Raw genomic sequence first — 19,432 nt, 5'->3', positions numbered from 1 at the left:
ATTCGGTGTTGATTACGAAATTTTGGTAATTAGGTTGATGATGATCGGACCCCATAAGGTGAGGAAGATATTGGCAACCGCATAAGTCATCGTGAAACTCGGTACTGGTGTGCTGTTTTGTGTTTTTTCTAGTAGCGATGCGAATGCAGGGTTTGCACTGCGACTACCCGCGATAACCGCTAGCGCTTCTACTGGATTTTTGATTTTGAGTACGTAGTAGTTGAATAGGAACGTCAGTACTTGAGGAATTAGAGTGACCAACACACCTAGCAGTAAGAGCGTTACGCCATTCTCTTTGATTGCCGTCAGCGCTGGAGCGCCTGCATTAATACCAACAACCGCAACAAATACTGCAAGGCCGAATGTCTGCATAAAGTTGGCTGCGCCATGGTTAACACTGCCTAAACGAGGTGTACGCATTCTTAAGTAGCCCACAAGTAAGCCGGAAACCAGACAACCTAAACCTGAACCTAGAGCGATATGAGAACCACCGATAGTGAAACCAATCTCGCCAATCAGATAGCCAAGCACCATGCCGAAAGACATTGTTACGAAGTCAGTAACACTAGGCAGTGGGCTGTTGTAGCCAATTTTTTTGATGACTTTAGCTATGTCTTCTTTTTGTCCAACTAAGGTGATTTCGTCACCAATGTGCAGTTCAGTTTCTGGCAATGTCGAAATATCATGGCCCATGCGTGATAGCTGAGTGATATAAACACCACGACGTATACGTGCGTTCGTTTCATCGTGAAGCTTACGTAGCGTAATACCCGCTAGTTTCTTATTCGTGAGTACGACCTTCTGTTGTGTTTGGACAACATTGCTTTCTTCACTAAATTCACCGAGTTCGACACCCAGCGAGGTCACTTTAGGAAATGCCTGAGTCAGACCAGTAAGGTAAACTTTGTCATCCGCCGCTAAAATAGGGTTCTTCGCCAAATCTAACGTTGATTCTGTGTCTTCGTGTGAGCGGTAAATAGCTTCAATTGTGAGGTCGGCATCGAATGCTTCTTCTAACTCGACAACACTTTTTCCAACAAACATAGAGTTCGCGGTCACTTGATAAGCACGAGAAGATACGCGGTTCAATGCAGAGAATTCACCCTCGTTTAGCTGCTTGCTGCCTGCGCCCATTTTTTCCGTAAGCTTCTTCGCTTCTTTGGTTATGTTCCAACCCATTACCATTGGAATGAGTGACATCATTAGAATCGGACCAAGAGAGCCGAAGATGTAGGTGATTGAGTAACCCACAGCCACGTTTGTTTTAAGCGTTGAGGTGACATCTGGCGCTAGGTTCAGCTGATCGATAGCATTACCTGCAGTACCTATGATTGCCGATTGTGTTAAGCCACCAGCCGCAAGGCCCGCCGCTAAACCTTTATCTAGTCCTGCCCATTTAGATAGCAACACAACCGTGATTAATCCTACAAACGTCATCACAAACGAAGCGAATAAGCGTGTTAGCGATGAAAGGCGGAATGACGAGAAAAACTGCGGACCGCCGTTGTAACCCACCATAAAAATAAATAAAGCAAAGAAGATGCTTTTTACTTCGTTAGAGATCGTGATACCGCCGATCTGACCAAGTGCTACAGCAACAAGCAGTGAACCTGCGATTCCACCTAATTCAAACTTACCGATTTTAATTTTACCAATTAAGTAACCGAGACCGAGTGATAAAAAGAGCGCTATAAACGGATAGTCTCTAAGTTGTTCAATAATAAATGACATAGTAATCCTTGAATGAAATAGCATCATCATTGACTCGCTATTTCATTTTTTAATTTGGTTTAACGTTTGATTAAGCATTAATCAACATTTGGTTGATGAACTGATCTAATGCTTTATTTTTAATAATCTGAACTTCATCCAGTCTTCTACTTTTTATGATGAAGTCGCGATGATTTTTTATGGTCATGCATTTTATCTTTGTGATGTTTATCATGATGACCATCAGAATGGTGATTGACTAAATGCTTATGACCTTCTGGGTCGCCACCATGTTGACCAGAATGAGAGGGTTGATGTTCTCTATATTCTAAATGGTCTTTATTATGTTTATGGGTAACATCTTCTCCATATATACGTTTCATCTTTTCTTTAATAGCGACTTTAGTGTGATTAATTTGATTCGACATAGTTAACTCGTTTATTTTTTAAGGAACGATGAGAATTATATCGATCGAGAAAATAGATAAATCATGTTCAAATAAAATAGCAATAAAACAAAAATTGAGTGCCGATTGGTATTTTATCTTAAGTATTTGATTTTTAAGGTTTGATTTTTATTTTATATAAGATTGGGTGGATGTTATATGAGTTTGATTTATTGGCAGTGTCGATAGATAGAATGACCAGACTTAAAAAACAAGGTGAACACATGAGTAAGTATAAAGGCGTTATTGTCGGGTCAGCTCTTTTTATATTACTGTCTTTTGTATTTGGCTTTCATTATGTAAAAGGTGAAATGATCAAAGAGAAGGTCGCTAATTTTAAATTGCCAGCTATATCTGTAACAACGGAAAAAGTAAATCAAGATACTTGGGATAAAAGTTTAAAAGTCATTGGTAACATTCATTCTAATCAATCTATTGATGTGACGAGCCAAATGTCAGGCCAAGTAAAAGAAATTCTCTTTACTTCAGGTCAGCAAGTAAATAAGGGTGATGTTCTTGTTAAATTGGATGATGCGTTATTGAAGTCCAACTATAAGAGCCAGCTATCCAAAGTTGAATTGGTTAGAGTCGAATTGATGAGAAATAAATTGCTCCTTAGAAATAACAGTGTTTCAAAAAACTCGGTTGATAAGCTACAAGCTCAATTTAATGCTGAAGGTGCAAAGCTGGAATATATTGCTACGCAAATTGACTACATGAAAGTGAAAGCGCCATTTTCTGGCAGCGTTGGGATTCGTAATATCGATGTGGGTGACTTTATTAATTCAAGCACAGCGATTGTCGAGCTGGAAGACAAATCAAAGCAATATGTCGATTTCTCTATTCCAGAGCTTTATTTACACGATGTGAAGGTAGGGCAAGATTTACAATTTTATTCAGAAGCAACGAACGACGAAGTCTTTCACGGCACGATTTCTGCCATTGAACCGAGCTCAGACAGCAACACGCACAATATCGAATTGAGAGCCATGGCTAACCAAGCCGTGCCGTTAGAGGCGGGTATGTATGTCGACGCTACGTTAATCACATCAGAATCGGACACTATCGTGGCAGTACCTTCTGTTGCGATCAGTTACACCTTATACGGAAACACCGTGTTTGTGTTGGATACGTCGACTAAAAAGGCCAGCGAACATTCGAGCAACGATGCATCACCATTTTACGAGTACAAGGTTGTGCAGCGCACTGTTGAAGTCGGCCCCAAACAAGGCGGTTATGTTGGTGTGGTTTCGGGCTTGAAAGAGGGGGATGTTGTTGTGACTTCAAACCAACACCAACTCAAGAATAGTGGATGGGTTCTGGTTAATAACCAACATCCGTTGATTACTGACAAAAGTACTAAGCAAAGTAACTAGGAAACTCCCATGACATTTACTGATGTATTTATCAAACGTCCAGTTTTGGCTACGGTATTAAGCCTTGTACTGTTGGTGTTAGGTCTTAAAGCTTTTACCTCACTGCAAGTGCGCCAATATCCAGAAATTGAAACGGGCGTTATTACCATTACAACGAGTTATCCAGGTGCCAGTGCATCCAGCGTTCAAGGGTATGTGACGCAGCCACTGCAGGCAGAAATTGCTCAAACAGCGGGCATTGATTACATGACATCGGATAGTGCTCTGGGTAAGTCCGTGATTACCGTTTATTTGAAGCTAGGGTATCCGTCGGATAGTGCTTTGACCGAAATTTTGTCTCTCGTGCAGCAAGTGAAATATAAGCTGCCGTCGGGTGTATTGGACCCGAGCATTCTTAAATCGACGTCTCAATCGCCGATCTTATATGTTTCATTTTCGAGTGACACATTGAAGACGGAGCAAGTCTCGGACTATGTGAGCCGTGTGGTTAAGCCGACTTTCTCTACTGTTGAAGGGGTGTCAAAGGTCGACATATTGGGGCAAGAAGATTTTGCAATGCGAATCTGGCTGAACCCTCAACGACTGGCTTCATATGGTCTGACGGCTGAAGATGTTCAAAACGCGCTTCGTGCAAATAACATTGTGAGTGCGGCGGGCAAGTTGCAAAACCCTTATATCGAAGTTGATATTAACGCTCATACCGATTCAAGTTCGGTAGACGATTTCAAGAACATGGCTTTGAAAGCGCATGACGGGCAACTGGTGCACTTAAAAGATGTGGCGACGGTTGAACTAGGCGCAGCAAACTATGACTCAGACGTTGAATTCAATGGTGTGACTACCGTATCAACGGCGATCAGTAATACGGCAACATCTAACCCATTGACCGTTGTTGAAGGCATTTACGAATTGCTTCCACAGATCCAAGCAGGCTTACCTGAAGGTATTAAAGCGGATGTAATCTATGACTCGACTAAGTTTATCGAAACCTCAATTGATGAAGTAGCAAAAACCTTAATCGAAGCCGCACTGATCGTAGTCATCGTTATCTTCGCCTTTTTGGGCTCAATGCGAGCGATGTTGATACCACTTGTAACGATTCCTTTGTCATTGATTGGCTCTATGTTCTTCATGTTGAGCATGGGCTTCAGTATTAACCTGTTGACGCTGCTTGCCATGGTATTAGCAATATCGCTGGTGGTTGATGATGCCATCGTTGTTGTGGAAAACACCTTTCGTCACTTAGAAGATGGTACCAGCCCAATTAAGGCTGCTATAGACAGTGCTCGTGAAATTGCAGGCTCGGTTATCGCGATGACCATTACATTGGCCGCAGTGTATGCGCCGATTGGTTTCATGGGAGGACTCACCGGTAAGCTGTTTACTGAGTTCGCATTCACTTTGGCGGGTTCAGTACTAATTTCGGGTTTCATCGCCTTAACGCTAACGCCGATGATGTGTTCAAAACTGCTTAATAAATCGGTTCTCGACGGAAAACTGGTTAAGAAGATCGATGCAGTGATTGAAGGCGTAACAGAGCGCTACCGAAAAGTGCTCGAACATGTGTTGAACAACCGTGTTTATATTTGGCCAGTGGTAGGAACGTTAATGATCAGTCTGGTGTTCATGTTTATGAATACTTCATCTGAACTGGCACCTGAAGAAGATCAGGGCGTGATGATTGTGATGGGGCAAGGTCCTGCACAAGCGAATACCGATTACATTCGCCACTTTACTCCGGCTCTTATTGACTCTATCAGCAAGAACGATGAAGTCGAAATGACCATGCTAGATAACGGTTACATGAACAACAATGCGTTCTTTGGTTTGGGTGTATTGAAAGATTGGGATTCGCGTGACGCAACGGCAAAAGAAGTAATGCAACGTTTCGAAAAAGAGAGTTCTGTATTACCGGGCTTGCAGGTGTATACCTTCTCTCCACCAGATTTACCAGGTACACCGCAAGGCTTGCCATTCCAAATGGTTCTGAAAACGCCAACGGGTTCTTATCAAGAACTCTATCAGTACGCTGAAAAACTGAAAGAGTACGCGCAGAAGAGTGGCAAGTTCATCTATGTGCAAAACGACCTGAATTTTAATAAGCCACAAGTAGAGATTCGCATCGACCGCGATAAAGCGGCTCAGATGAACGTGAACGCACAAGACATCGGTACCGTGTTGTCTCGCTTTATCAGTGAAGGCTTCGTGAATTACTTCTCGATGGATCAGCGCAGCTACCAAGTTATCACTCAGGTACCTAACGAGAACCGTAACTCTTGGAATGATTTGAAGAACTACCACGTGCGCTCTAACACCAATGAGATGGTACCGCTGGCATCATTGATTGAAATTAGCCAATCAGTGCAGCCATCGAAAGTGGATCAGTTTCAACAGCTTAACAGCGCCATGATTGAAGCGAAAATGATGCCGGGAATCAGTATCGGGGAAGCCTATAAAGTGATGGAAGAAGGGGCGGCGAAGATATTGCCTAAGTCTTATACGACAGACACTTCAGGCCAATTGAGACAGTTCCTACAAGAAGGCTCTTCACTGGTTACGACGTTCTTCCTTGCTCTTGTGATTATTTACTTGGTTCTGGCTGCTCAATTTGAAAGTTTGCGAGACCCACTAGTGGTATTAACCAGTGTTCCATTGTCTATCTTTGGCGCCCTGATGCCACTGTATTTAGGCATTGATACGCTCAACATATACACCGAAGTGGGGCTGGTGACCTTGATAGGCTTGATTAGTAAGCACGGTATTTTGATTGTGGAGTTTGCAAACCAAATGCAACAGGAATTGAAATGCAGCCGACGTGAAGCGGCCATTCGTTCGGCTACCGTTCGAATGAGACCAGTATTGATGACAACCGCAGCCATGGTTGTTGGTGTTGTACCACTGCTCATTGCAAGCGGAGCCGGTGCTCAAAGCCGTTTCTCGATTGGTTTGGTCATCACGGTGGGTATGTCGGTGGGCACATTATTCACCCTGTTCGTGGTACCAACGATATATACCTACTTGGCTGCGGATCACCGCGGGCAAGAGCAAGAAGTTTAGTCCGTTATCTGGCTGCTAACGTTACGCGGCCAATACACATAGAAGTTTAATCAACACGAGTCCCATTTTATGAGCCTTATCGCTCAGGGATTCGTGCACTCAAAATTTAGAAAACTAGAGGTTCACATGAAACTACATTACCTATTCCCATTGTTCGTTTTATTCACTGCTGGCTGTTCAAGCAACATGCCAGATAAACAAGAAATCCAGAGCGTCGACTCAAACCATTATTTTATTGATAGCCAGTTTGATGATGATAGGAAAGGCGTTTCTTGGATAGCGAAAGACAGCGCGTCACTTCACTTTAATCAATTTGAATTTACAACCGTTAGCATGAAAAGCTCGGGTGTTGATCAGCATGTATCAAAGGAGGTTCAGTCTCAATTTAAAGCACAGATCCATAAGAAAATGGATGAGAAGTTGGCTGAGAAATTACAGGGCTACAAGAACGTAGTTTTGGAGAACAAGGAGCTTGATATTAGCGTGAAGTTATATGATATCAATGACATTCCTGAAGACATGCGTGTGACTGAGTTTATCCCAGTAGGTTCGGTTATCGGCGCTGTAAAATACGCGGCAGGTACTCGTGATCGCTCTATTCGTATATTGGCGAGTGTGGATCTGAAAGATCATGATTCATCTCAGCTCATTGGTCGCCGTATTTTCGTCGTGAACGATAATGGCGTACTTGAGAACGACAAATCAGAAATCACCATCGAGATGCTTGATAAAAACGTTGAGCAAATTACTCAGCAAGCGGTCGACTTTGCGTTTGAAGTGACTTACCAAGATAAAGACCAAGGGTAGAGTCATGCGATCTCGTAAACAGAACAGCGCTAGTAAACGCCTTGGGGTTGGTGAAAGGCTAGCTGGACACAAAAACACGCTTGCTCTACTGGTTATCGGCCTCGCTGTGAATGCTTCAGCGTATGCCAATACTAGCGGTGTTGATGAACGAGCAAGCTATGAGCAATGTATTTTGTCTTCATTGGCCAAAGCAACCAATCAACAAAGTATTGAGTGGTTAAAGCAGCAATGCGCATCCCAAGAAGCCGTTACATCAAACAAAACACCCGAGAATAAGTTGTCGGGTGAAACCAGCGAAGACGGTTTAGACTCCATCAGCGAAAGTGCACTGGAGTCTAAAGTCCCGCGATTGAAGATGGAGTACACAACTGAAGATAACCCGTTTGTTATAACGCCTTATCGTTTGAACTATATTTTGCCAGTGACTCATATGACCAACGTGAATACACAGCCCTATGGGGATGAGCGATTCGGAGGTAAAGCGGATGACCTCAGCGATGAAGAGATCAAACTGCAGTTAAGTTTAAAAATTCCAGTGGTTGATGATGGTGTTTTTAATCAAGCGGGCAAAATCTATTTTGGTTTTACGCTCAAATCATTTTGGCAGGCGTACTCTTCTGATATCTCGGCACCATTTAGAGAGACTAACTATCGCCCAGAGATCTTTTACGAAACGCCTTTGAACATCGAGTCAGCTGATGGTGTTTGGTTTTCGCGTTTGGGTTTAGAGCATGAATCTAACGGACGAACGGCAGAGCTTAGTCGTAGCTGGAACCGCGCTTATGTTGGGCTAGGGTATACCGAAGATGACTTTGCGGTTTATTTCCAGCCTTGGTACCGAATTCCTGAGTCGAGCAGTAGCGATGACAACCCTGATATTCAAGACTATTTGGGTCACTATGAATTGTCTGGCGCTTACAAATGGGATGGTTTTGAGGTTTCAGCATTGGGTCGCTACAACTTTCAAACCGGGTATGGTGGAATACAGACATCACTCAGCTTTCCTCTGTATGGCCGGCTTCAAGGGTATGTCCAGTACTACAAAGGCTATGGAGAAAGCTTGATTGATTATGACTACAACAGTGAAAGGATTGGTGTGGGTATTCTGCTAACCAATGCCTTATAGCGGTTATCGCTTTTTTATCAACGATTGAGCGATTAACGATTTCTGTGAGAACCCAAAAACACACCGCCTGAGTAAGCGGTGTGTTTTCTATATTAATAGCTAACGGCCAATAGTTAAGAGCTGTTAATCATTGATTGATACCCAATTTGGATTCAATCTCGGTGATGTTACTTTTGAAAAACAACGTTTGAGCGACTTTCAAAACCACAGGGTGGCCAGATTCTAATATCGCTTCATAGTAGTACTCTTCCGCCATTGAAGGGTTGCCTTGAGATTCTTCAATTTTTGCCAAGATAATCATAGACATCACACTGTATTCATTCCTCGGAATCAAGCTTAGATAGTATTCGGCTTGGTCAGGGTTATCTTCAGTGAGGAAGTAGGCTGCTAACGCGTCATAGACTCGATAAGAGTTAGCATTGTTCTGAGCATTGAGTAACTGTTTTTTGAATTTCTTATTGAGCGCTTCAACCTGCTTATTCTTATTCTTCGATCTCATTATAAAAATGTCGGCAAGCTCATACATGTAACGGTTCGACATAACGAAGTGGTTGTCGGGTTCTAGCTCATTGGCTTGGGCGATCTTAGACAAGGTGTCGGTTCTGTCTAACGTCATGAAGGTGAGCCCGAGCGCTTCAAGGGTGAGCTTTAAGGCTTCTTCTTGTTTGGGTAACTCAGAGATTTGCTGCTTCAATATCGATTTTTGAATATCCAAATTAAATGAATCCAATAGATCATCGAGCATTGAACGCATGGTCGTGTGGAGTGAAGCCGGGTCAATCAGGTAATCTCGACCTAGGTGTCTGAAATTAGAAATTCGGTTGAAGTAGGTGATATCAAGGTATTCTCTGTCGCCATCAATTTCACTCTTGAAACTGATCACGTTGGCTGAATTCGGCACCAAGGTTTCATCGACTACGACACGAAAATCGCGATAGGTGGTCAAGTAGCTCATTAATTTATGAATGATCCCACGTTTAAAGGCATCCGTCTTCAAGTTGTCATCGATACTTACGTAGATATATCTAGGTTCTAAAGATAAGTAGTGCACAGATTCGTGTGCTTTGTGGGCATCTAGGTTTTGACTGTCTACTGTTTGATTAAGACGATTTTGTTCCGTTGATTGATTTGAGTCAGCGAGTGGTTGGTTTGATTCATTAGCGGCGGTATTTAAACTGCTCAAATCGAAGGCGTCCGATGTAGGGCTGGTCGGTTTTAACGTCCACCAAATAAGTCCAAGCGCAATAACTATAGCGCCCCCAAACATCACAGCACGAGACGTTCTTTTCTGAGGTTTATTTTCTGCGATAGGCGCTTGTTTGTCGTTAGCTGTTTTATTTACAGGTGACTGTTGAACGGACTGTGCTGTACTCGAATCGGTATGGCTTGGATCGACATAGCTCGAATCGCTAGGTCTCGAAGCGCTAGGTTGCTGATCAACAGGCTGAATAGGTTCTTGTGAAGCAGGTTTTTCTGAGGTTGCATCGATTGAACTCTCTTCAGATTCTTCGCGTACGGTTTTGGCCTCTGAGCCTTGATTGCTTATTAGGTTCTCACCAGTAACCGATTCTGCTTTTGGTTCGACTTGTTGTTTTTTATCCTCATCCAAAACTGGCGATGTATCTGGTGCGTCTGATTGAGTTGAAGGAAAGGAACCAAAAGCATTAGGTGCATGATTCATGTCTGTAACTGATACGGTATTTGTGGTGACACTTGCAGGTACTAAGATGGTTTTGTGGACATCAACATCGAGTTTATAACCGCGTTTGGGCACGGTGATGATGTGTCCCATTGAATGTCGTTCAGCCGCTTTGAGTATTTTGCGCAGTTCAAAAATAGCTTGCGTGATCACCTGATCCGTCAAGATTGAGCCATTCCAGACTTCATTAATCAGCTCATCTCGTGAGAATACGATCTTAGGATTTTGGCAGAAAAAGTTGAGTAGCTTGGACAAGCGATTGTCGATGATCACGTCTTCATCATTCATGATGAGTTTGTCTTCATCAGGAATAAATAACCACACGTCGAAAGAGTATTGAATGCGTTCTTTTTTCATAACCACCGAGACTAAGTCATTGTATTAAAATTACTTTAGTAGACATGTTTGGGCAATTCAATTAACCAATGTCTAATTATGATAAGTGGACGTGCTTTTGAGCGGATTGGTGAGAGCCAGCAAAAAAATAAAAACAATATTGAGACTTATTCTCATTTGTTGATCTCGATAAAGGAACGGTTTAAATTGTCTGGTTAGTATCACTACAACATGAATATTATGAGGTTTTTTATGAGTACGGTCGTTGTATGGGGAGCAGGAAGTGGGCTGGGTGCTGCAATTGTTGAGCATTTTCACAAACAAGATTATCAAGTAATAGCGATTGCGAGAAACCCAGAGAAGAACACGCGCTTGGCTGAACTTGGTATCACCACACTGCGTTGTGATGCTACCGATAAAGAACAGGTTGAATCTGTGGTCGCTCAGTTACCTAAATCGACACTGGTCGTTTCTAGTATGGGCAGCTTCAGAGCTGACATTCCCGTTGATTACATTGGACACCGACATCTGACTGATGCGCTTGAAGCCAATGGTATTGCTCGATTTGTGCTGGTAACGTCGTTAGGTTGTGGTGACTCTTGGCAGTATTTGTCGGAGCGATCTCGAAAAGTGTTTGGCGCAGCGGTTCGTGAAAAGTCGTTGGCCGAAGCTTGGCTAACCTCGAGTTCTCTGGATTACACCATCTTACGTCCGGGTGGCTTGTTAGACGGCGAGGAGACTGGCAACGGTGAGCTGTCCCAGCAAGTCGAAGTTCATGGTGTGATTTACAGACAAGAAGTGGCGCGCCTTATTGAAGCCTTGTTAACCAATGAAGCGAGCATTGGGCAGATCTATCAGTGTGTTGATCCTACGGTTCAATATGGATAACGCTGTTAAGTCTGATTTTTAGTAAAGCCTTCAAGCTATAAAGCTATAAAGCTATAAAGCTATAAAGCTATAAGCTTATAAATCCCTGAAGTCGTTTAGCTAAACTAAGCGGCTTTTGTTTGCTTCCTTTGTTCTCTCTAATTCCTGCCTTTCTATTCTTTTGCTGTCTCTTTCTGCCTTTTTCTCAGATGAGAGTGGCGCTCTCTTAATCTAGATTAAGTTTTCCCTAGTTTATTCTCTGTACTATCCGCATAAATCAACGCCCATTCAGTAATGGACAAAAGAGAGTCACTTTGTGAATAAGAAGTGCTTCTCTTTTGTCTTTTAAAATGGGCAAACATAATAAAGATTTTGAGAGGAAGACACTTGAGCACTTTGTTTACAGAAACCCACATTGGCAAGATGACACTAAAGAACCGTTTCATGAGAAGCGCGACGTGGGAAAATATGGCCACCGAAGATGGTCATATGACAGATAAACTTTACGCTATCTATGAAGAGTTGGCTCAAGGTGAAGTCGGCTTGATCGTGACGGGTTACGCGAACATCGTTGAAGAAGAAAAGCCGAATGCGGGCATGATGGGGATGTATAACGATTCATTCATTGAAGAGTATCAGAAGCTGACTCAACTTGTGCACGACAACGACTCTAAAATCGTGATGCAATTGGCTTATGGTGGCACGAAAACCACGTATAACCTTGGCGAGCGAGTGATCTATGCACCGAGTGAAGTTCCAGAAAAAGGGACACAGACACTGGGTAAAGCAATGACCAAAGAGGATATTGATTACATCGCTGATGCCTTTGCCAAAGCGTCACTAAGAGCGAAGCAAGCGGGTTTTGATGGTGTTGAGGTTCATGCTGCTCATACCTATCTGATTAACCAGTTCTTAAGTCCTTATTACAACCAGCGTGAGGACGAATACGGCGGTAGCTTAGAAAATCGCATGAGATTTTTGCTAGAGATCTACACGGCAACGCGCAAGCTAGTTGGCGACGATTTCCCAATCTTGGTTAAGCTGACCGCTTCTGAGTTTTTTGAGGGCGGCGTGACCTTCGATGAAACGCGTTTGGTGTGTAAAAAGCTTGAAGAAGTAGGCGTTGATGGCATTGTCGTATCAGGTAATATTCATGGCAAGGCAGATACTATGATTGGCGAGTCGCACGATGGTTTTACTATTCAAGCTGAAGGCTACTTCCACGAATATGGTCATGCGATCAGCCAAGACGTTAATATCCCAGTTATCACGGTTGGTGGTCTAACGGATTTTGATGCTATCGAAGCGATTGCAAACAACACAGGTATTGAATATTTCGCGCTTTCAAGGCCGCTGCTTTCTGAACCACATTTGGTAAAGCGTTGGAAAGAAGGGGACAGAAGCCCTGTTGAGTGCGAAAGATGTTCAAAATGCCGAACTAAGCGTGGCAACTTCTGTGTCGTGAATAAAGACAGAAAAGTACAGCTTGCTCGTATGTAATCGCTGAACCTAGCTCCAAGCGTGAGCCGAAATTTATAGCCGAGCCTATGTTTGAGCCTGTGTAATCGCACAGGCTCTATTCATTCCGTATTCTATGAAACGAAATTTGAAACCTTATTAATCACATCTGACTGTCAAATGGGTGCGATTAAACAGATACACTACACTTGTAAATTATCCAACCAAGTTATCGATAAAAACTGAGCAAACTTTGAAACTACTTCCTCTTCTTAAGCAACCTCGAATCCACTGACGCCTCTTTAGTTTTAGCGGCATTGCTATGATTTAAGCGTGATACTCACTATTTATCCCGGTGAACCCTGTGTTTATGGGGTGCTAGTTTGTGCACCTTGGATTTGCATCGTCGAACATTTTGATAGTTAACGAATAAAACTAAATAGATCATTCAGAGGTAAAAATGCAAAAGAAGCATTGGTCCAAATTCGAGTTGTTGCATGAAGTCGTAACCAACCCCAATATTCATGTAAAAGGTCAACACAGTTATTACAGCGATTGCTGGGATAACGGTTTTGAACAATCGGTAGTGCGTTATTTACACGGCGACGAAGTCAGCCGCCAGTGGGAGCCTCGATGGAAAATCGACGAACTCCATATCGGTGATTATGTCTGTATTGGCGCAGAGGTTGTGATTTTAATGGGCGGCAACCATACACACAGAGTTGATTGGTTTTCACTGTATCCATTTATGGATGTTATCGACGACGCCTACATTGGCAAAGGCGATACTCACATTGAAGATGGGGTGTGGTTAGGCATGCGAGCGATGGTGATGCCCGGTGTGACGATTGGCGAAGGCGCTGTAGTTGCAGCGAATAGTGTGGTGACTAAAGACGTCGCACCCTACAGCCTTGTCGGTGGTTCTCCAGCTAAAGTCGTCAAATACCGCTTTGATGAGTCCGTTATTGACGAGCTCATTTCATTCAAAATATACGAGTGGCCCTCAGATAAATTTGAAGCGCTGAAACCGTATTTATGTAACCCAGACTTTTCAAAGTTAAAGCAGGCGATAACGGATTACGACAATTGTTTGTAAGGAGCACTTGTAACGAGCATTTGTAAGGTGCGTTTTTAAGGTACGGGTATAGCCACAGATTTGTGTAAAAAGATCTGTGTCATATTTATATTGAAAAACACGTTAAATCAGTTCGTTACCTTGCAATACCTAACATGGTGTACCAATCTTATTTCATAAGCATGGATAAGGATTGTGTATGCCCGCAAGTTCAATGAAAAACAAAGGGGTGGTGGGGAAAGTCCTACTGCCTTCTTTGCTCATAAATCTTCTTTCTCTCGCCGTTCCGCTAACGGTTTTACAAATTTACGATCGTATCTTACCTAACCAGAGTTATGGGACTGCCACTCTGTTATTAGCGGGTGCGACGTTGGCTGTCGCTATGGAAGCACTCATACGTTTTGTGCGTACTTGGCTTTTGTCTGCTGCGGCCAGTAATACCGAGAAAGCGACCTATCAAACCTTGGTTGAAAGAGTAACAACGGCTTCATCAGGCCATCTTCGCCACATTGGTGTTGGTGGCGTGGAAGAGGGGCTGGGCTCAGTATCAAAAGTCAAAGATTGGTATTCCGGTGGTGTGATTGCAGGCTTTATTGATTTGCCTTTTGCATTGATCTTCTTGGGCTTGGTGGCTTACATCGGCGGTGAGCTGGTGGCGATACCTTTGGCAGTTTGGCTGATTACTCTTGGAATCGTTTGGTTATCTTCTATTCGCGTTAAAAGCTTAAGTGAAGAAGCTTCCCAAGATGAGCAGGAGCGAAAAGCGTTCTTGATTTTACTAAGCCAAACCATTCAGGGAATCAAACGTCAGGCTGTTGAGTCTCGAATCTTCAATCAGTTTAAATCCCTCAATAATGTTCGCTCTCAGTCTAAAGCGAGAGAAGAAGAACAGAACGCCTTCGCCCAAGAGTGTATTCAGCTTGCTGCATTAGCCACGTCAGTTTTACTGGTGATTACGGGGAGTTTGTGGGTGTTGGATGGCCAGTTAACCACTGGTGGATTGGCGGCATGTTCTATCTTATCGGGAAGAGCCGTCGCACCTTTAAGTGCTCTGGTTGGGGTTAGAATCAAGCTTAATTCAATACACAGTGCCAATCAGGCAATAGAAAAATTGAGTGACTTATCATTATCGGAATCTTCAGATTCTGAGCAAGTTGAGAACCACTTATCTGACTTTGAGACGTTGGAAATCAAGCAAGCGACCGTTGAAAGATATGGTGAACTCTCTCATGCAGATGTCACACTGAATAAAGGTGAGTTGATATTGTTAGAGAGTGAGGATCGCCATACCAACAGTCATTTATTGTCGTCGATTGCAGGTATTGATGATCTAAAAGCGGGTGAGTGCTTCATTAACGGAGCTGCAGTTTCAATCGCATCCGTAACCAATATTGTGGCCTACTGTGGCGTTAAAGGGCAGTTGGTGTCAGGTACTATTCTCGACAACTTGTGCGGGTTTGACCCTGAAAAAACGCAAAGCGCCAGTGACTATGCAAAGCGTTTGGGTTTAACCAAAGAGATTACTCGATTACCCGATGGACTAGAGACACAAATTGGCCATACGAGTGCTTCTTTGTTGAGTATGGGTAACGTGAAAATGCTCAATATCGCGGCTCAATTGGCAAGTGATAAACCCATAATTATGTTGGAAAGGCCGGATTCTTCACTTGATTTAGACGCCCTTGGGAATCTAGCTAAGGTGTTGGAGGAAGAAGTAACGGCAGGACGCACGATACTGATGGTGAGCTACCATTCGAAGCTTCGCGAATTTGCTAATCGAATCATTACAGTGGAAAGTCGAGCTATTACGGTCGACAGCGAGAGCAATCAGGAGGCCGTCGTATGAATCGTTTAGATATTGGTAACCCTTCAGATACGAACAACCGTGCAGATACCAGCGGTCGACAAGAGGTGATGAATCATTTAGAAACCGAGAGCCTTTCCGTTCTTAAGCAGTTGGAAGTTAATGCTAATATCCAGTTGTTCGCACATCAATGGGTCGATGAAAATGGCATTGAATCAATCGACGATATGTTTGCCTTGTTCGACAGGCTTGCACTGCCTTATCGCTTGGTTGCCAACCTAGATGACGTTGGTGAACATAAATTGGTCTTACTGGTGCTTGGTGAAAATGAGCTGGTCTCTGGTCATTTAGAATCCAAGCAATTTGTTGCCTTTAATGCCAATGACGACATTACCGATGTCCCTCAGTTTTGTATTGTTATCGAAGGTCCACCACTAGAGAAGGCTTCTCCTGATTGGGTTGGCGAACGACTACATGCGTTTCGCCCCATTATTCCTAAATTGCTGCTAGTCAGTTTTATCACTAACTTATTTGCGCTTGCTGTTCCCTTCATCACGATGTCGATTTATGACCATGTGATTGGTGGTGATGCAGGGCATGAGTTGCAAGGTATCGCCATTGGCGCGGCGTTGTTGTTTGTGATGATGGGTTGGTTGAGAACATTACGTAGCCGAGTGTTTGCTTCAGTTTCCAACCGAGTAAGTCGTGAGATTTCTCAATCCCTCGTGCAGCGTCTGCTTCGTAATAGCTATGCTCAAAATCAGCAAACAGCTTCTTCTAGTCAGCAAAACCAAGTGATGTTGTCAGAGCGTATTTCAGGTGTGCTATCGGGGCCATTAGGAAATGCGTTATTTGACTTACCATTCATTCTTATTTTTGTACTTGCGATAGGTGTTTTAGGCGGATGGTTGGTACTGGTTCCAGTCGTCTCTTTAATCCTTTATTACTTGCTAGCAAAACGTTCGATACGCTCTAGCAGCAAGCGCTCGATGCAGTCGACAGTGGCAGGTACGAATCGTCAAAACATGACCAATGAGCTTTCATCCAAACTCGCCTTTATTCGCAGTGCTGGATTCTCAGAGCATTGGATTCAACGCTTCAAAAAGGCCAATCTTCTTGCGTCTACAGTGACTTTTAATCAATCGGTTCTCCAGAGTCGTTACACCTCGATTTACTATTTCATTGGTGTGGGTTCGACACTCGCGGTGATGGGGTTAGGCATTGGACTTATCTTTGAACAAGTCATGACCCCTGGTGGTTTGATTGCTTCAATGATGTTGATATCTAAGGTGACGGGTCCTGCTCAGGTGTTGGCAAACAGTGCGATGCGTTTTAATAGCTTTAATCAATCCAAGCTGCAAGTGAACCGTATTTTGTCTCAGCCGTCTGAGCGTGAATTCAGTTACCAGCATCACCCGTTACCTGTGGTAGCGCCTAATTTGAAATTAGAGCAAGTGACACTGCGCTATCCCAAACAGAGTCGCCCGGCCTTGAATGGTGTGAGTTTTGATATTGAAGCCGGTGAAATTGTCGCGATTACCGGCCCTTCTGGGAGCGGTAAATCAACATTAATTGAAGTGCTGTCTGGCTTGCAGCCTATCCAAAACGGCATGGTTGAGCTTGAAGGCGTTAACCTCGTTCAATACGATCCGCAGCTTTATCGCCACTGGTGTTTCATTCGAGCCGCATATCCTGATTTGCTTACGCTGAGTATTCGAGAGTGGCTAAACGACGGTCACAAAGTCGAAGATCAGAAAATGATCTCTGCAATTGAAATGGTCGGCGGAAAGCGTTGGTTCGAGACATTGTCAGGTGGGCTAGACACCTCCATCAGTAGTATTCAACCGGACAGCCTTTTTGACATGTTGTCTGGCAGCGTCGCGCAGATCCTCATTGATGCAAAAGCGCTGGTTTATGACTACCCAATGTTCTTAATGGATAATCCTGTGCCTGATGCTCACCCAAATGCTAAACGTATATTTGGTGAGTTTGTGCAGTCGAAAAAAGGAAAAGCAACGGTGATCTACACGTCCCACGATCCGGATTTAATCAAGCTTGCCGATAAAGTGGTGGTGTTAAATGAAGGAGCTGTAGTTTATGCAGGCCCATTAGAGCCGGAGCAGTCTTCGAAGCAGGAACAGCCTTCAGAGCCTCAAGTTTCTCAAGAACCGCAGTTATCTGAGCAACCGTTATCTCAAGTGCTACAGCCGTCAACTCAAGAGGCGTCTGCTCAACAAAATGCAGCCCAACAAGAACAATCAAAGTCTAAGCAAGGAGTCGCTAATGACTAAACAATCTATCGAGAAGGGCAAGCGCTACGGTGAACTTGTTGAATCACAAAATACGGCTCGTACATTGGCATTGGCGACGTGGTCAGTTGCTTTGTGTGTTATCGCTTTTGCCACTTGGTCTGTCGTCACCCAAGTTGATGAAATTGCTAAAGCCAAAGGCGCAGTTATTCCAGAAGGCGAGAAGCAGGTACTTCAAAGCGCGATTGGCGGTAAGTTAAAGCAAATTCTCGTTAAAGAAGGACAACTTGTCGAGAAAGGTCAGCCACTTGTTGAGTTTGATGCGACCTTCCAACGTACCGCTCTTGAAGAATTGAAATCTCAACAAGTGACGCTTCTAGCCAGTGTGGAACGTATGAATGCTCTGCTTGAACAACGTGAGCCAAATCTTGCGGAGTTCGAGGTCGATTACCCAGAGATCGTTAGCCAACAAAAAGCGCAGCTGAACGCACAAAAAGCCCTCTATTTTCAAAAGCGTGTGGTACTTGAGAAAGAGAGCGAGCAGATTGCAGAGCAGCTTCGTAGTGTAGACAAGTCATTGCCTAGCTACGAGAAAGAGCTGAATGCGACCAAGCAAGAGTTGAACATACTGGAGAAGGGTTATAAAGCGGGTAACATTTCACGTTTACGTGTGCTTGAAATGCGACAAAAACTGGCCAGTATCGAACAGAAAATCGAAGAAGCTCGTGGTAAGAAAGCTGTGTTAATCAAGCAAGCAGACAGCACAGAGCAAAAAATTGAACAACTTTTAGCAGAGGCGAAGGCGAAGGTCAGTGACGATCGTTCTAAAGCCGTATCTGACTTATCAGCACTGAATGCCAGAGTTCGTTCAAGCCAAGCTAAATTGACCAACACCATGTTGGTGTCACCGCTACAAGGCTTGGTGCAAAGCCTGCCAAGCACGCAAAACGGTGGTGTTATTCAGCCAGGTGGCACTGTGGTTGAAATCGTTCCTGTTGGTGGGAAAGCCGACTTTAAAGCTCGTTTATCGCCAAGAGATATTGGTTTTGTGAGTGTAGGGCAGCCGACTCGTATCAAAATTGATGCGTTTGATTACAGCCGCTTTGGGGCACTAAAAGGAGCGGTAGAGAGTATTTCACCGACCACGAGTCAAAGCGAGCGTGGCGAGATCTATTATGAAGTCATCGTCTCGGTGGATGTTCCTTATTTCCGTGATAATCCTGAAAGTTTCTCTATTTTACCAGGTATGACGGGCGAGGTAGATATTACTACTGGTGAGAAATCTGTATTCCAGTACCTATGGAAGCCAATTTACACCAATGTCAGTGTCGCATTTGGTGAAAGGTAATAGTTATAAAGAGTCGTTGAGAGTAAACGAATAACAACTGCAAATAACAAAAAGGGAGCACATTACGTGCTCCC

General features: G+C 43.7%; 13 protein-coding genes. 10 read left to right on the top strand and 3 right to left on the bottom strand.

Annotated elements, in window-relative coordinates; genetic code table 11:
• Positions 1-12: 12 nt before the first annotated feature.
• Both aspT and CWO08_RS18380 read right to left on the bottom strand, forming a co-directional pair.
• On the bottom strand, positions 13-1,731 hold the full coding sequence (aspT, locus tag CWO08_RS18385; protein ID WP_102431690.1) for an aspartate-alanine antiporter: 1,719 nt from the start codon (positions 1,729-1,731) through the stop codon (positions 13-15).
• Positions 1,732-1,877: 146 nt separating this feature from the next.
• A complete protein-coding gene (locus CWO08_RS18380; protein WP_017081481.1) occupies positions 1,878-2,138 on the bottom strand; it encodes a hypothetical protein in 261 nt (86 codons plus the stop codon).
• Between the two features lie 170 nt (positions 2,139-2,308).
• On the opposite strand from CWO08_RS18380, the gene CWO08_RS18375 reads away from it, so the two are divergent.
• The 4 genes from CWO08_RS18375 to CWO08_RS18360 all read left to right on the top strand — a co-directional run bounded on the left by CWO08_RS18375 (position 2,309) and on the right by CWO08_RS18360 (position 8,522).
• On the top strand, positions 2,309-3,532 hold the full coding sequence (locus CWO08_RS18375; RefSeq protein ID WP_017094760.1) for an efflux RND transporter periplasmic adaptor subunit: 1,224 nt from the start codon (positions 2,309-2,311) through the stop codon (positions 3,530-3,532).
• 9 nt (positions 3,533-3,541) lie between these two features.
• On the top strand, positions 3,542-6,589 hold the full coding sequence (locus CWO08_RS18370; protein WP_108020888.1) for an efflux RND transporter permease subunit: 3,048 nt from the start codon (positions 3,542-3,544) through the stop codon (positions 6,587-6,589).
• Between the two features lie 126 nt (positions 6,590-6,715).
• Positions 6,716-7,396, top strand: coding sequence for a DUF3313 family protein (locus CWO08_RS18365; protein WP_017081484.1), 681 nt, complete (start codon positions 6,716-6,718; stop codon positions 7,394-7,396).
• Positions 7,397-7,400: 4 nt separating this feature from the next.
• A complete protein-coding gene (locus tag CWO08_RS18360; protein WP_108020887.1) occupies positions 7,401-8,522 on the top strand; it encodes a phospholipase A in 1,122 nt (373 codons plus the stop codon).
• 127 nt (positions 8,523-8,649) lie between these two features.
• Here CWO08_RS18360 and CWO08_RS18355 read toward each other — a convergent pair whose 3' ends face one another.
• The gene (locus CWO08_RS18355; protein ID WP_108020886.1) at positions 8,650-10,578 is read right to left on the bottom strand and encodes a winged helix-turn-helix domain-containing protein; all 1,929 of its coding nucleotides are present in this window, start codon (positions 10,576-10,578) and stop codon (positions 8,650-8,652) included.
• A gap of 231 nt (positions 10,579-10,809) precedes the next feature.
• On the opposite strand from CWO08_RS18355, the gene CWO08_RS18350 reads away from it, so the two are divergent.
• The 6 genes from CWO08_RS18350 (at position 10,810) to CWO08_RS18325 (ending at position 19,358) form a co-directional block, all read left to right on the top strand.
• Positions 10,810-11,445 (top strand): SDR family oxidoreductase, encoded by a 636-nt coding sequence (locus tag CWO08_RS18350; RefSeq protein ID WP_108020885.1) that lies wholly within the window; start codon positions 10,810-10,812, stop codon positions 11,443-11,445.
• A 366-nt stretch (positions 11,446-11,811) separates the two neighbouring features.
• On the top strand, positions 11,812-12,924 hold the full coding sequence (locus CWO08_RS18345; RefSeq protein ID WP_108020884.1) for an NADH:flavin oxidoreductase: 1,113 nt from the start codon (positions 11,812-11,814) through the stop codon (positions 12,922-12,924).
• A 418-nt stretch (positions 12,925-13,342) separates the two neighbouring features.
• On the top strand, positions 13,343-13,978 hold the full coding sequence (locus CWO08_RS18340) for a CatB-related O-acetyltransferase (RefSeq protein ID WP_108020883.1): 636 nt from the start codon (positions 13,343-13,345) through the stop codon (positions 13,976-13,978).
• 178 nt (positions 13,979-14,156) lie between these two features.
• Positions 14,157-15,803, top strand: coding sequence for an ABC transporter transmembrane domain-containing protein (locus CWO08_RS18335; protein WP_108020882.1), 1,647 nt, complete (start codon positions 14,157-14,159; stop codon positions 15,801-15,803).
• Complete coding sequence (locus CWO08_RS18330) at positions 15,800-18,052, top strand: peptidase domain-containing ABC transporter (protein WP_108020881.1); 2,253 nt, start codon at positions 15,800-15,802, stop codon at positions 18,050-18,052. Before CWO08_RS18335 ends, CWO08_RS18330 begins: the two co-directional genes overlap by 4 nt.
• On the top strand, positions 18,045-19,358 hold the full coding sequence (locus tag CWO08_RS18325; RefSeq protein WP_108020880.1) for an HlyD family type I secretion periplasmic adaptor subunit: 1,314 nt from the start codon (positions 18,045-18,047) through the stop codon (positions 19,356-19,358). The genes CWO08_RS18330 and CWO08_RS18325 overlap by 8 nt, the downstream gene beginning before the upstream one ends.
• Positions 19,359-19,432: the final 74 nt, after the last annotated feature.

The organism is Vibrio sp. 10N.286.48.B8, assembly GCF_003050085.1.
Classification (GTDB): Bacteria; Pseudomonadota; Gammaproteobacteria; order Enterobacterales; family Vibrionaceae; genus Vibrio; species Vibrio crassostreae.
The sequence above is the reverse complement of the archived record's forward strand: the minus strand, read 5'-3'. Positions and strand labels throughout refer to the sequence as shown.